Below are 13,990 nucleotides of genomic sequence, written 5' to 3'. Positions count from 1 at the left end.
TTTCTGATTTTTCTAACACTACATATGGTACTGGTCCAGGTCACCTCTGAAGGTTTCGGCGACTCTCTTGAACTCGTTTATATTAGACATCATGTTCTCAAGCTCGCCAGTGAAAGTGCTTACGCTAGAGCTGACTTCCTCTGAAGAAGCAGAGTTTTCCTCGGCTATGGAGGCAAGCGACTCTATGCTCTGGCTTAGCTTGTTTATAGACTCTGTCTCTGTAGTGAGGTCTTCTATCATCTCTATAATGGCCTCGGACACCTTTTGTATGCCCTCCACACTTCGTTGGTTTCCGTCCGCAACTCCAGAGAGTTTCTCGTTTTGCACAGTCAGCACGTTGTACTGTTGCTCTACCTGGGACACAACAGAGTCGATCTCTCTTACGAAAGTCTTAAGTCCGATGTTTATGTTCTTCACAGCCTCTTTAGACTCTTCTGCAAGGGCTCTTATCTCCTCAGCAACTACAGAGAATCCGCGGCCGTACTCGCCGGCACGGGAAGCTTCTATGGCGGCGTTCAGCGCCAGCAGGTTTGTCTGCTCGGCTATGACCTCTACGGTGTCCACAATCTGAGTGACACCTCTGGCCTGCTCTTTAAGGATGACACTGTCTTCGTTTACTTTCTTGAAGTCAAGCAGCATCTGCTCGAGGCTTTCAGAAGCGCCACGAAGGTCGGAATATCCGCTCTGGAGCATATCTACAGAAGACTCCAGCTCGTCTTTGCTCTGGTTTTCCTTCTCAACTATGGAGTTCAAAGTGTCTATGTTCCTATGTAGGAGGAATGCAGATTCTTCTGTCTCTTGAGCCTGGCTTACGGCCACATGCGCAACTTCTTCAACCACGTTCGAGATGTCCCTAGATATATGCTCCATATTGTCGGAGATCTCCCTGAAAGTGTCGGTAAACGAGTTCAGCTCGTCTGTAAGGCCTTTGAATCCCACAAAGTCAGTCTTTATAGACGACTTGTACTCTCCTAGTATCTCGTTCATCTCCTCTAGCTCGTCGTTTGAAGATATCACGACGTCTCCCGAGTAGACTCTCTCCTTTAGGTCTAGAATCTGCTTTCTTATAAGGGAAAGAGGGGCCATAAGGCTTTTTACAGCTACAGAAGGAACTATAAAGCTAAGTAAAAGGACAGTTATTATCCCGGGAACGGCTCCAAACAGACCAAAGACTATGGCTGAAGGCAGTCCAGCCAGCAGAAGGTTCAATACTCCTGACTTAATCCCTATATCTCTTATAAACCCAAGAGACGCCAGCTTGTTCAGCTTGTACGATTTTCTGTAGAGTATCTTGTCTTCGAACTTTATGTTTATGACTGTCTTGGTAGAAGTCTTTTCAACTGTGTCCACCTTTATGTTCTCTCCAAAGTGTTTGGCGGCTCCCTGAAGCATTCCGTGGAAGTAGTCGAACATCCCACGCTGGGACTCGTAGCTCATCTGCGCCACATAGTCGCTTATCGGCTTTATGGAAACTAGAGGAGGCTTGGCTCCCTTTATTCTGCTCGCTATTACCACGTGCACGTCATACATGGATCTCAGGAAAGAGTATAGATTGTCCTGCTTGAAGAAAGCGGGGTAGTCTTTGGCGAAGGTGATTATATTGTCCATACCTATCAGCTTCCATATCTCGCTTTCAGATTTTCCGGACTTGCTAGCCAGGAAAGAAATAAAAGACCTTACCTTGGAATCGTCGACTTCCTCAGTAGGTGTAAATAATTTATCGCTTGGGAAACCCATAGTCTGAAGTCCGGCTTCAGCCACGCTGTCTCCGAAAACTTTTCTGCTCGTCTTTACCCAAGCTGAAACAACAGTACCTTTCAAAACAACACTCCCTTTCAACAGGACATATAAGCATATGTCCGATAAAATTCAATCTAGAGTAATTATACCCCAAGTTCCAAATAATACATATAAAATTTTTGTAAAAAAACATAGAAAAGAGAGATTGACAGGCAATAAGACATATAGTAAAATTAAAAGTTAAAAACTTGACAAAAACAGAATGAAATGTTAGAATAAATGAGTGTCATATGTGGAAAGAGGTGAAGGCTTTGTCTAAATCATTAGATAAGATAAGAGCAAGTGTAGAGAACTATGTAGGACGCAAAATCAAGCTAAGAGCTAACAAGGGAAGAAAAAAGATAGTCGAAAGAGACGGTGTAATAGAGGGAGTTTACCCTAGTGTGTTTGTGGTCAAGATAAACGGTGGCTACAACACGTCTAGAATGGTTTCTTATAGCTACTCTGATATACTGACAGAGACTGTTCAGATAACTCTGATGGACAGAGAAGTCGAAGACATATCGCTCGTGGACTAGAGTTTAGCAGATAGGAAGCAAAAGCCCCAGGTAAATTATACTTTACCTGGGGCTTTTGTTGTACGCTTCGGGAAGCTAGTCTAATATATAGCTATAAAAAATACTTTAAAAAAATAGAAAATGTATTATACTATAGAGGGGTGATTGTACTTCAAAAGGTACTTTCTACAATATACAGTATTATGGGAGAGAAGAATGAAGAGCATAAAACTAGATGCATACGGCAAAATAAACCTTTCTCTTGACGTCTTGAGGAGAAGAGAGGACGGATACCACGACCTCAGAATGATAATGCAGCAGATAGATCTGAAGGACACGCTGCAGATCGAGGAGATAGAAGAAGACAAGATAGTGATAGAGTCAGACTCTCTGGAGATTCCGACAGACGAGCGCAATATAGTCTACAAAGTGGCAGATTCGCTTAAGAAGAAACACGGATTGAATTCCGGGGTGAAGATCAGGATAGAGAAGCACATACCTGTATCGGCAGGGCTCGCAGGCGGAAGCACAGATGCCGCGGCGACTCTAAAAGGGCTGAATGAGCTCTGGGGCCTGGGACTTTCGGAGGCTGAGCTTATGGAGATTGGAAAGCCTATAGGTGCAGACATACCCTACTGTATATACGGAGGAACTGCCCTTGCAGAGGGAATAGGAGAGAAGCTGAAGAGGCTTAATGGTTTTGGCGGGAAGCATATACTGCTCGCAAATCCGGAAATACAGGTTTCTACAGCCCGAATATATCAAAACTTAAACTTGGAAGGTCTTAATAAAAGACCAGATACAGAAAGGCTTATGCAGGCCATCTCGGAGGACGATTTGGAGCATGTGGCTCAGAATATGGTGAACGTGCTGGAGACTGTCACGATACCGATGTACCCCGTAATAGAGGATATAAAGCGGGAGATGGTGATTTCGGGAGCGCTAGGTGCTCTTATGAGTGGAAGTGGTCCGACTGTATTTGGAATCTTTAAAACAGAGAAAGAACTGGACGAGGCTAAGGCTAAATTGGATAAAAAAGTCAAGCTTACGATAAAGACAAAAACGATTTAGTTGGAGGAGATATTCGAAAATGAAAGACTTAGGAATGATACAGATGGATTCTCACAAGCCGCTTAGAGACATAGTTTTCGAGACGCTTAGAGAGGCCATATTAGAGGGAAAGCTCACTCCTGGAGAGAGAGTTATGGAGGTTCAGCTGGCGGAGCAGCTTGGAGTAAGTAGGACTCCAGTCAGAGAGGCCATAAGAAAGCTGGAGCTTGAAGGGCTGCTGGTGATGGTGCCTAGAAAAGGGGCCTATGTAGCAGACGTATCCCTCAAAGACGTCATAGACGTGCTTGAAGTCAGAGCTTCGCTTGAAGGGCTGGCAGCGTCGCTAGGGGCTGAAAGAAGAGAGCCGCTAGACATAGAGCTTCTAGAGGACACGACGAGAGAGCTTATAAAGTGCGTACAGGATAAAGACACTGAAGGCATGATAAAGAGCGACGCAGCCTTCCACGACATACTGCTGAAAGCTTCGAAAAACGACAAGCTTACAAATATAGTGGAGGGGCTTAGAGACCAAGTTCATCGTTTCAGGGTGATATACTTCACAGAGTACGAAGAGAACGCGAAAAAGCTCATAGAGGAGCACGAAGAGATACTGGGATACCTGAGAGACCAAGACACAGCCAAAGCCCAAGAATCTGCAGAGTTCCACATATACAATATAAGAAACTTTTTTATAGATCAGGAGAAGTAGAGAAAGCAGAGAGAAATCTCTGTTTTCTTAATTTACGACAAAGGGTGGTAGAGATGGACAACAGACCTATAGGAATATTCGACTCTGGAATAGGCGGGCTCACTGTGCTGAAGGAGCTTGTAGAGCAGCTTCCAGATGAGGATATAATCTACTTTGGAGACACAGGGAGGATACCTTACGGAACGAAGTCGAAAGAGGCAGTGCTCAAGTATTCTTTCCAGTGCATAAAATTCCTGCTGAGCAAGGACATAAAGGCTATAGTGATAGCCTGCAATACAGCTAGTGCGGTGGCGCTTGCGCCTGCATTAGAGGAGTTTGACGTGCCTATAATAGGTGTAATAGAGCCGGGGGCCAAGGCCGCAGTAAAAGAGACGCAGAACGACAAGATAGGCGTCATAGGGACTACGGGGACCATAAACAGCGAAGCGTACCAGAAAGTGATAAGAAGGCTGAACCCTTCAAGCGAAGTCATAGGGCAGGACTGCCCGCTATTTGTGCAGATAGTGGAGGACGGCTGGGAGGACACCGAGATAGCCAGGCTTACCTCGGAAAAATACCTCATAGACATGGTGGAGCACGACATAGACACGCTTGTGCTCGGATGCACACACTACCCTATACTCAGATATACGCTGAGCAAGGTGCTAGGCCCTGACGTCAAGCTTATAAACCCGGCCTACGAGACTGCCAGGGAAGTCAAGGAGATACTCACAGAGAGAAAGCTCTTGGCGAGCAGAAACGAAAAGCCGAAGCATCACTTCTTCGTAAGCGACGACCCGGAGAAGTTCAGACGAATAGGCGGAAACATACTCAACAAGAACATAATCTCGATACAGAAAGTCGAAATAGAAAAACTTTAGAGGTGGAGTCAGTGAAAAGCGAGATAAAGCTAAGGATAATCGGAACGCAGAGAGATGAAGAAGGCGAGAAGAACACAATAGAGCTTGTCACAGAGGGCAAGCTCTACAGGAAAGACGGCGCCGACTATATAACCTATGACGAGTCGGAGATCTCAGGCATGGAGAACTCCAAGACAAGGCTTAGGCTGGAAAAAGACAGAGTACAGATGAAGCGCACAGGGCAGAGCAGCTCCGACATGGTGTTCTGCAAAGAGCAGAACCATGTGCTAGACTACAGAACGCCTTACGGCATATTCAAGATGGAGATAGCTACAGATTCGCTCGAAGTGGAGATAAGAGAAGAGATAGTGGGGAGCACTGTGGATATCTCGTACACGCTTACCATGGTGGACAGCGACTCTTCCACAGAGAACAAGCTTAAAATAGAGATAATTTAGGAGAAAACATGTTTAAGACTATAGATGAAGTAGAGAAACTTTTTACAGACGAAATAGAGAGAGTCCTAAGAGAGAACAGGCGCATAGAGCTTGAGTGGAAAGACGGATCAGAGTTGGACCTCTCAAGCAATATAGCCATGAAGTACAGAGACTCGGGAGAGACGGCGGAACAGCTTGCAAGCGAAATTTCAGCTGAGCTGCTTATGCTTGAGCGAGTTGAGACGAGCGAAGCCGGACATCTGAATATGACCATGAATAGAGAGTGGGAGAGCATTTTTTTGAATCTATTTGAAAACAGAGGGCTTGATATATGCGAGAAGACGGGCGGAAAGCTCTTCCTGAATCCCATTTCAGCGTCTGAGGCGAGGGTTGCAAGCTATAGAAAGGCCATGGAGACTATATGCGCTCTCAGGGGAGTGATGATTAAATTCGGTCCAGACGGAGAGGACGTGCGCCTTGGAGATATGGAAGATGCAGACGGTCTGCCGGAGGAGATACTGGATATAGCCGGAATCTCTAGAAGCAACAAGGCCGACATAACGCTGTCAGGCATAAAGCTTTCAAACGACATGAAAAACCCGCACTTCAGGTGGAGCTACATAGACTACAGGCTTGAGAGCGTGGAGCAGATACTTGAAGCACAGGGTATAGTCTCAACTGAAAAACTGGACTTAAAAAAGTCGGGAATTTGGAGGCTTATGCTTCAGAAACTGAAGCTTAAAGTGGCAATTGACGAGGCCATAAGATTCAGAGACCCGTTTAAGTACTACGCCTGGATAGAGGAGTATCTGGAGAGCTTCTACAGCTTGGAGATCACAAGAGAGACATTCGTCCCGAAGGTTGCAAGGGCGCTAAAGATAAAGCTATAGAATGCTGCTAAGCGCTTCTGCGTCCAGTATCTCTATGGACCTCCTTGAAACCGAGATAAGCCCGTCTTCAGCCATCTTAGAGAGCTCTCTGGACACTGAAGGGCGGGCCACTCCTATATACTCGGAAAGCTCCTCTCTTGTCTTGTCGAGGGTGAGCTTGGAAGAGTGGTGCTTGTGCATTTCGTCTAAAAGGAAGCTGGCCAGCCTCTGCCTTACAGACGGATAAGAGAGCAGCCTTATCTTCTTGTTTAGCATAAAGACCTTGTCTGAAAGGCTTACCAGCAAGTTCCTTAAAAACACAGGCTCCTCCTCGCATATGATCAGCACATCCTTGGCCGAGATCATAAGCACGGTGCTGTTTTTCTCAGCCACTATGGTGGACGGGCATTCCCCAGAAGACGAGAACACAAGCGCCTCTGCGAAATACTCGCCCTTGACCATAGTCTTTACAACTACATTGCTGCCAGAAGGGCTTGTCTTGCAGTTAGACACTTTCCCATCCAGCACAAAGCCCATGCTCTTGCAGGGCTCGTTTTCAGAGGATATTATAGTGTCGGCTGAGAGACTGAGCATATTGTATCTGCAAAGTGAAATCAGATATTCAATTCTAGCAGGATCGATTCCCTTAAAAAGCGCATTGCCTGAAAGTACATCTACTACATAATGCATATCCAAAAAAACACCTCCAAAATTTAAAAACAACAGCTTTGTAACAGCGGTTACATATATTGAGTATATTTTAGCATATAATAGTCTCATAAGATCAAGAAAGGAGACGAAGATTATGTTTACTAAAATACTTTATGCGCTTGCAATAACACTTGTAATCATATCCGCTGTAAAGAGTAAGAAAAAGACGAAGCAGGCGCTTAAAAAGGCTTGGAAGTCTTTCGAGGCCATGATGCCACAGCTTCTGTCGATCATAATGATAATAGGGCTTATACTATCTTGGCTTGACCCAGAGCTGATTTCCAAGATAATAGGAGGGGAGTCGGGAGCGCTCGGGATGATAATAGCGGGACTTATAGGCTCCATCACGCTTATACCGGCCTTTGTGGCCTTTCCGCTGGCCGCGGCGCTTCTTCAGAATGGAGCTGGAACTGTGCAAATAGCCACTTTTGTATCTACGCTTATGATGGTCGGAATAGTCACAATACCTATGGAGGCCAGGACTTTCGGCAAGAAGATAACCACTATAAGGAACTCAATGGCCTTTGTGCTTTCGTTTGTGGTAGCGATACTTATGGGGGTGCTGTTGTAATGAATGAGTATATAAAGAAGTATAAGATATTTTTAGGATTATTTGTAGTCAATGTAATTCTAGTATTTGCATCGCCTGAGCTTGGAAAAGAGTCATTCAACATAGTGGGGAGAAACTTGAAAGAGCTCTTGATGGTAGTTCCGCCTATATTCATACTCTTAGGCCTCCTAGACGTATGGGTGGAGAAGGAGACCATGGTCAAGTACATGGGAGAAGGCTCCGGAATAAAAGGGGTTCTGCTGGGATTCTTTATAGGGTCGGCGGCGGCAGGCCCGCTCTATGCGGCTTTTCCTGTTGCGAAGGTGCTGCTTGCAAAGCGGTCCAAAATCTCAAACGTGCTTGTGTTTATAGGGGCATGGTCCACCACTAAGATACCACTGCTGCTGTTTGAGGCATCGGCGCTCGGGACGAAGTTCACCATAACGAGGTTTCTTTTGAACCTTCCTGTAATAGCGATAATAGCCATAGTTACAGAGAGGCTGATGTCCAAGAACGAGATAGAGGAGCTCTACCAGAGCGTGGAGCTGGATTAAGGGAAACTGCTGAAAAGCCCACTGGCACAATTGTCGGTGGGCTTTTTCTAATTAGAGGCGAATTTCTGTGGTATAATCGAAAAAAGAGAAAACGATAAGAGTGAGGTGAAGACGATGAAAAATACGCAAAAGAGAAATCTATGGATTACATACGGAATAGCGCTTCTAGGGGTGTTCATAAGTTTGATTCCGGAGTTTGTGGGGATAGAGATGTACGACGGAGGCGGTGCGCTTGTGCTGCTTGGGATATTCGTAGCGCTCTCTGCATGGATTTCAGGGGTACTTCTATTCAGGGAGAAGTCCAGGATAATGGAAGAGGCCATGGCTGAAAACACAGTGCTGGCAAAGTGGGTGTACGACTCGAGCACCTGGAGGCGGAAGCTGGCCGAGGAAAAGCAGGACATGAGAACTGCCAGCATGGGAATGATGATAATGATATTGATACTCGGGACGATAATATTTATACCTATGCTTATACTGCTTGAGGAAAAGCTGGTTGTGCTTGGAATCTACGGAGCGGTGGTGCTCTTGGGTGGAATGGGTATATATATCAACTACAGGCACCTAAAGTACATAGAGGACAAGGCCTATGTAATTGTGACAAGGGACGGGGCCGTTATAAACGGAGACGTCGTCTGCTGGAGCAACAAATAGTTGCATAAAACATAGAAAAACATACACAAGAGTGTAAAAAGGTATAAATGTTTTATGAAAACAGCTCCCTGCATTCGTAAAGAGTGCAGAGTGGTAGATGTTGTCTACCCAAAACTCCTTTAATTGCTGGAAGTCCCTAAAGCCAGTTGAACTACAACGTAGAGATGAAAAAAGCTCAAGCGTGAAAGTGCCGAAAGCAGAAAAAATCAACTGGATGGTGCAGGGTTAAATCCTAAACACTGAGACAATGGGTAATCAGCAGCGAAGCCCCGAAGAGGGGAACGTTCAACGACTAGAGAGGAATCTCGTACCCTGTAAGCTATTGACAGGGGAAATGGGGAGCACCCTTATGGGTGGTGATATAGTCTGTGCTTATGTGAAAGCATAAGAAGTTCATAAGAGAACTGTACGGGGCGTAGCGGCTCTGTATGAACAATCTAAAGACATGTACAAAGTACTGGATAATTCAGGACAACCGTATTTAAAAACAATATGATGAAAAGAGACAGAACACTTGTTCTGTACACCGTTTTGTTATAGAATGGTGTTAACAGAAGAGGTGAGAGAGTTGGAAACTGTAGTCAAGACTGTGAAACAGCACTCATACAGCTTGGACAATAATGCGCTTAAGGAACTTAAACTTATAGGAGAGAGATACAGGTGTGTAAAAAACTACGTCTACTCCAGATACAGCGGAATAAACAGTATAGTCCTGATCAAAAGAGATAGGGATATCAGAGACGAATGGGTGAAGACCAAGTTCGCAGAGCAATGGAAGCTTCCAGCAAGGTACTGGAAGCTGGCCCTTTCGGAAGCCGTATCGAATATAAAGAGCAGCTGGAGCAATATAAAGCTGAGAGTAAAGAGCGCTGTAAACAAGAACAAAAAGCTGTCAAAACAGGAACTGCATTATATAAGGTATATACTGAAGGCCGATGAACTGTATCAGCGGATACTTCAAAACAAAAGCATTCAAATTCCAGAAGCAATAAAACTGTATAGATTAGACACAGGATACCTGAACAGCCTTATAAGAAGGCTGACCAGAAAGTACAAAGGAAAAGTGCCGTATTCCAACACAGACACTTTCTCTATAGACACTGGACTCTACTCGTACGGTGACGGTCAAATAAGGATAAGCTCCACTAAAAAGGGAAAGCGAGTAACTGTAAAACTTAAAGACCGAAACATCTACGACAGAACTATGACTGTGAAGTTCAAGGACAACAGAATAGAACTGCACTGCCCTTTGAAGATAGCGAAAAAGAAGCATGGCTATCAGAACATAATAGGGATAGACAAGGGCTACAGGACACTGTTTGCTGTTTCAGGTAAGACAACCTATGGAGAAAACTTGAACAACTATCTGAGCGAAGAGACAGAGAGGCTGAAAGAGGTGAACAGTGCAAGAAACAGATTCTATGCACTTAAAAACAGGTATCTGAGCGAAGGGAACTATGCAGCAGCACAGAACATAGAGCTGAACAACTTAGGGAAAATAAAATACAATCGTAAAAAAGCTAAACATGACCAGAGGGTGAAGTCATATATAAACCACTCCATAAACGGCTTGATAAAAAATGAAGAGCCAGGAGAAATAGTCATGGAAGACCTGAGCTTTGCAAGCTGGAACGACAGATTTCCAAAGTCGGTAAAGCGTAAGCTCTCCAGATGGATAAAGGGATATATAAAAGCCAGGCTTGAATTTAAATGCGAATACAACAGCATAAAGTACACTTATATAAACCCGGCCTATACTAGTCAGATATGCAGTAAATGTGGAGAATTTGGAGCGAGAAGTGGAGAAGTATTCAACTGTACCAACTGTGGAACAATAGATGCCGATATAAATGCAAGTTTAAATATACTGAAGCGAAGAGACGACAGCGAAATAAAGCTACACACCGACTACAGGAAAGTAAAAGAGATACTCCAAGCACGAATAGATAGACAATAGTCAGCTATTCAATCACAAATACCGGTAGCCTGCACTGCAGAGCTTGTATTTTATCTGAAAAGAGGGTTGAATAAAGACTAAATCATACTGTTTTTAAATATGGTTGTGGGATAACCAACTGGCCCAACCAAGGCTTAGCCATAGATGTGGCATAAGTGCGAATTATCTATAAACGAGTACATTTGTACATGTTTTTAGAACCAGAGGCAGGGCGAGGGACTTCGGAGTGGCCGAGTTCGACAAGGAGAGCGAGAGCATAGCGGTCAGCTACAGAAGCTACTTTACAAAAGGGGACTGGGAGAGGACAGTGCTCATTCCCGTTCCGGAATACGAAAGGTTCGACAGGGAAGAGGTTGTAAAGAGAATAAACATGATGGGATAACAGGAGGGGTAATTATGAAGAAGAGAATAGCGAGCCTTGCGCTTGCGACGGCGATATTTATGGGGTCTCTGCCGGTATACGGGGCCGTAGCGCTTAAGGATATAGGGGATTCTAGATACAAGAAGGCGATAGAGTATACCTACAGCAAAGACATAGTTACGGGATACTCGGACGGTACATTCCGTCCGGCAAATACGATAACCAGGGCTGAGTTTGCCGTTACGGTGGCTAGATGGAGAAAGCTTAAGCTGGACAAGAAAGCCGACTTTGCAGATGCAAAAGACAGCTGGGCTTCAAAGGAGATAGCGGCAGTGGTTAAAAAGGGCTGGATGGTTGGAACTGGAGATGGAAAATTTGGTCCGGATGAAAAAATCAGCTACATAGAGGCTCTAGCAGCTATGGTCAGAATCGTGGGCAAAGAAGTTGAAGCTGAGGAGTTCGGGGGATATCCACTCGGGTACTCATATACAGCCGATAGATACGGTTTTACGAAGGATATATCCGGTGGATTGGAGTCCTCGATATACAGGGGGGCTGTTTCCCAGCTTGTCTACAACATTGAAGGCAGGAAAGAACCGGAAAATGGAAGTGGAGGAAGCGGTTCTGAAAGTATTCCTGAAACGCCTGGAACTGGCGACAGCCTTGAAACAGTGGAATCGCACAGCTTTCTGGAGAGCCTGAGCATAAGAGTCGAGAAAGATGTGGAGCTTGGATCCGCAGTTGAAAAGCTACCTAGAGAAGCGGCAGTTAAACTCACAAACGGCAAAACAATTCTTTTGAAGATAAACTGGGATTATGAGCGAACAAACTACAACCAGAAGATTTCTGGAAACTACTATATCTATGGAAAAATAGAGATTCCAAAGGGGATAGAAGACCCCAAGAAAGCACTTAAAGATGTAAGTGCTACGATAACTGTAGACAAGAGCAGAGAGGAAATGGCCGAAGAGAAGATACTCAACAGAATAAGCCCGCTTTCTCAACAGGAGTACTCTGTAGAGTATGGCACAACTAGAGAGGATGCACTTTCGCAGCTTCCTGAAAAGATAGGTATAACTGTCATAGGCGGAGAGAGGATGGAGGCCCAGATAAGATGGACGCTGGATCCAAACTACAGCAAAGACAAGCCAGGAAAGTACACAGCCACAGGCACAATAGTACTTCCGCAGAACGTAGTGGACACGCAAGGGCTTCTGAAGAGCCTTGAAGTGAAAGTGGAAGTCAGAGAAGAGTCCACTGATATAGAAATCAGAAAAGTGGAGATGATAGACGCCTACAAATACAGAGTGACCTTAAACAGAAGGCTTGAGATACTGACACCTTCTGGAGCTGGAAATGTGGAAATAGGAGGCATAACTTTAGCCGGAGTATCATATGAAAATGGGGATAAGAGAGTACTACTGGTCAATACTGTAGAGGCACTAAGCTACGAAAGCGACTACACTTTCACTGTAAAAGACCTTGAAAACGGTGCAGAGGATTCATACGACTACAGCCCTAGCGATGACAAAGAGGGTAGCGCAATAGCTAGAGTTGAGATAGATAAGCATGAACTACCAGCTGGAGAAGATGCACTTATATCCTTAAAGGCATATAATAAAGCTGGAAGGGATATAACCGACTCTGTAAGAGGCGAAATTACAGTTAGAAGGACGGATGAAGTGACCGGAGAAGATGAGGAATTCACAGCTGACAAGGAGATGAATCTTACTCACAATGTAACCCAGTTTGTAGATATAGAGTATATAAACGACAAAGGAGAAAAGATAGTAATAGAGAAGATAAGAATCAGAGGGGAAAACAGAAGAGTTGTGAGTGTGGTAGACTGGACGTTTGCGGGTGCAGATGGACCGGATTGGGATAATGTCGAAAAGAGGCTGCCTAAGGGTTCCGACAGAAACTACATCTATATAATGGCCAAGGATCAGTTCGAAGAGATAGGAGAAATCAAGCTGAAAAGCGGTCAAAATATAGCCTTGAGTTCATCAGCTAACGACATCGCAAGTGTAGGAGATAAAAATAATAGCTTAGAGGGTGAAGTTCTATCTGAAAATCATATATTCAAGATAAACCACGTAGTAAACGGAACAGGAAGCTTCAAGCTTATATTCAGTGAAGGCGGAAAAATCTATCCAGATATAATGCTTCCAGGAGAATTTGAAACAGTAGATAAATCTGAGCCAAAAGAACTAGAGTTGGAAGGATGGACTTCTGAAATGTCCTCAGCGGTAGGTTTGCTGGATGAAGATAGAACTCATACTGTGAAAGTCAGAATAAGAGACCAGCACGGGATATATATGGTACCGGACGAGAATGTAGAAATAGAAGTATTATCCGGCGATGGACTGCTAGAGAGCAAGGATTTAGTGTCGGGGAAAGACGATGAGTTCGAAATAAAGCTGAAAACTGGATTTGAAGGAAATCTGGAGTGTAAGTTTTCATACAAGGGGATTGAAAAAGCTGCAACTATGAAAATAGTGGCGCCGTCAGAATCATCAGTGGAAAAAATGGTTGTAGAGGGACTTTTGCCGGAGCTTATAGGGGATGAAAGTACCACAATAAAAGTTTACCAGACAGATATAAATGGAATAAAAGTAAAAAGAGTTATAGATAAAGTATCAGTAGAAATTAGAAATATGGCCGATGCGCCGGATAAGGATCCGAAGACACTTAGACCTGTTGAAGGCTCTAATAATGGAGAAGTAACTATCAGCGCTTCAGACCTTACAAAAAACAGCGTAAATATAGTGACTGTAAAAGTCGGAGATGTGGTAGTTGAAACAAAGAGACTGGTTGTAAGATAGCAAAAAAGAACCTGCTTAGGAATTGAACTGATCCTTGTCAAGTAGACAGGTAATTAAATTAAACATCATGGTATTAGGTTAATAGTGCTTGATTTCGATATTCAATCGGAGTCAGGCACTTTAATCTTTTTTGATATCTGCTCTCGTTGTAGAACTTTATGTAACTCCCGATCTTCT

15 protein-coding genes are annotated in these 13,990 nt (G+C 44.3%); 12 read left to right on the top strand and 3 right to left on the bottom strand.

All coding sequences use genetic code 11. The features are described 5' to 3' along the window. Window positions 1–18: 18 nt before the first annotated feature. Window positions 19–1,821 (bottom strand): methyl-accepting chemotaxis protein, encoded by a 1,803-nt coding sequence (locus EUAN_RS10700; RefSeq protein ID WP_071064370.1) that lies wholly within the window; start codon window positions 1,819–1,821, stop codon window positions 19–21. Window positions 1,822–2,051: 230 nt separating this feature from the next. Here EUAN_RS10700 and EUAN_RS10695 point away from each other — a divergent pair, with 230 nt between their 5' ends. The 6 genes from EUAN_RS10695 to EUAN_RS10670 all read left to right on the top strand — a co-directional run bounded on the left by EUAN_RS10695 (window position 2,052) and on the right by EUAN_RS10670 (window position 6,222). Further along, the gene (locus EUAN_RS10695; RefSeq protein ID WP_245674492.1) at window positions 2,052–2,318 is read left to right on the top strand and encodes a Veg family protein; all 267 of its coding nucleotides are present in this window, start codon (window positions 2,052–2,054) and stop codon (window positions 2,316–2,318) included. A 195-nt stretch (window positions 2,319–2,513) separates the two neighbouring features. Beyond that, complete coding sequence (ispE, locus tag EUAN_RS10690; RefSeq protein WP_097678081.1) at window positions 2,514–3,368, top strand: 4-(cytidine 5'-diphospho)-2-C-methyl-D-erythritol kinase; 855 nt, start codon at window positions 2,514–2,516, stop codon at window positions 3,366–3,368. A gap of 19 nt (window positions 3,369–3,387) precedes the next feature. Next, window positions 3,388–4,056 (top strand): GntR family transcriptional regulator, encoded by a 669-nt coding sequence (locus EUAN_RS10685; protein WP_071064366.1) that lies wholly within the window; start codon window positions 3,388–3,390, stop codon window positions 4,054–4,056. A gap of 53 nt (window positions 4,057–4,109) precedes the next feature. Next, window positions 4,110–4,916 (top strand): glutamate racemase, encoded by an 807-nt coding sequence (murI, locus tag EUAN_RS10680; protein ID WP_071064365.1) that lies wholly within the window; start codon window positions 4,110–4,112, stop codon window positions 4,914–4,916. Window positions 4,917–4,927: 11 nt separating this feature from the next. Next, window positions 4,928–5,353 carry a YwiB family protein gene (locus tag EUAN_RS10675; RefSeq protein ID WP_071064363.1) on the top strand — a complete coding sequence of 142 codons (426 nt, stop codon included), beginning with the start codon at window positions 4,928–4,930 and terminating at the stop codon, window positions 5,351–5,353. A gap of 8 nt (window positions 5,354–5,361) precedes the next feature. Beyond that, the gene (locus EUAN_RS10670; RefSeq protein WP_071064362.1) at window positions 5,362–6,222 is read left to right on the top strand and encodes a hypothetical protein; all 861 of its coding nucleotides are present in this window, start codon (window positions 5,362–5,364) and stop codon (window positions 6,220–6,222) included. Here the strand turns inward: EUAN_RS10670 and EUAN_RS10665 are convergent. Next, a complete protein-coding gene (locus EUAN_RS10665; protein WP_071064433.1) occupies window positions 6,217–6,891 on the bottom strand; it encodes a Crp/Fnr family transcriptional regulator in 675 nt (224 codons plus the stop codon). The genes EUAN_RS10670 and EUAN_RS10665 overlap by 6 nt on opposite strands. Before the next feature lie 115 nt (window positions 6,892–7,006). Between EUAN_RS10665 and EUAN_RS10660 the strand changes: the two genes are divergently transcribed. The 6 genes from EUAN_RS10660 to EUAN_RS10640 all read left to right on the top strand — a co-directional run bounded on the left by EUAN_RS10660 (window position 7,007) and on the right by EUAN_RS10640 (window position 13,813). Beyond that, the gene (locus EUAN_RS10660) at window positions 7,007–7,483 is read left to right on the top strand and encodes a permease (RefSeq protein WP_071064360.1); all 477 of its coding nucleotides are present in this window, start codon (window positions 7,007–7,009) and stop codon (window positions 7,481–7,483) included. Next, on the top strand, window positions 7,483–8,016 hold the full coding sequence (locus EUAN_RS10655; protein ID WP_071064358.1) for a permease: 534 nt from the start codon (window positions 7,483–7,485) through the stop codon (window positions 8,014–8,016). Before EUAN_RS10660 ends, EUAN_RS10655 begins: the two co-directional genes overlap by 1 nt. Before the next feature lie 114 nt (window positions 8,017–8,130). Next, complete coding sequence (locus EUAN_RS10650) at window positions 8,131–8,670, top strand: hypothetical protein (RefSeq protein WP_071064355.1); 540 nt, start codon at window positions 8,131–8,133, stop codon at window positions 8,668–8,670. 568 nt (window positions 8,671–9,238) lie between these two features. Continuing rightward, the gene (locus EUAN_RS10645) at window positions 9,239–10,627 is read left to right on the top strand and encodes a zinc ribbon domain-containing protein (RefSeq protein WP_071064353.1); all 1,389 of its coding nucleotides are present in this window, start codon (window positions 9,239–9,241) and stop codon (window positions 10,625–10,627) included. A gap of 226 nt (window positions 10,628–10,853) precedes the next feature. After that, entirely contained in the window at window positions 10,854–11,009 is a 156-nt protein-coding gene (locus tag EUAN_RS12705) for a hypothetical protein (RefSeq protein ID WP_169817380.1), read from the top strand. A 14-nt stretch (window positions 11,010–11,023) separates the two neighbouring features. Then, window positions 11,024–13,813 carry an S-layer homology domain-containing protein gene (locus EUAN_RS10640; protein WP_071064351.1) on the top strand — a complete coding sequence of 930 codons (2,790 nt, stop codon included), beginning with the start codon at window positions 11,024–11,026 and terminating at the stop codon, window positions 13,811–13,813. A 73-nt stretch (window positions 13,814–13,886) separates the two neighbouring features. On the opposite strand, the gene EUAN_RS13095 is transcribed toward EUAN_RS10640, so the two are convergent. Then, a complete protein-coding gene (locus EUAN_RS13095; protein ID WP_425388419.1) occupies window positions 13,887–13,973 on the bottom strand; it encodes an IS3 family transposase in 87 nt (28 codons plus the stop codon). Window positions 13,974–13,990 lie beyond the last annotated feature (17 nt).

Origin of the sequence: Andreesenia angusta (assembly GCF_001855385.1) — a bacterium.
Lineage (GTDB): Bacteria > Bacillota > Clostridia > Tissierellales > Gottschalkiaceae > Andreesenia > Andreesenia angusta.
This window is presented reverse-complemented; position numbering and strand designations above follow the sequence as displayed.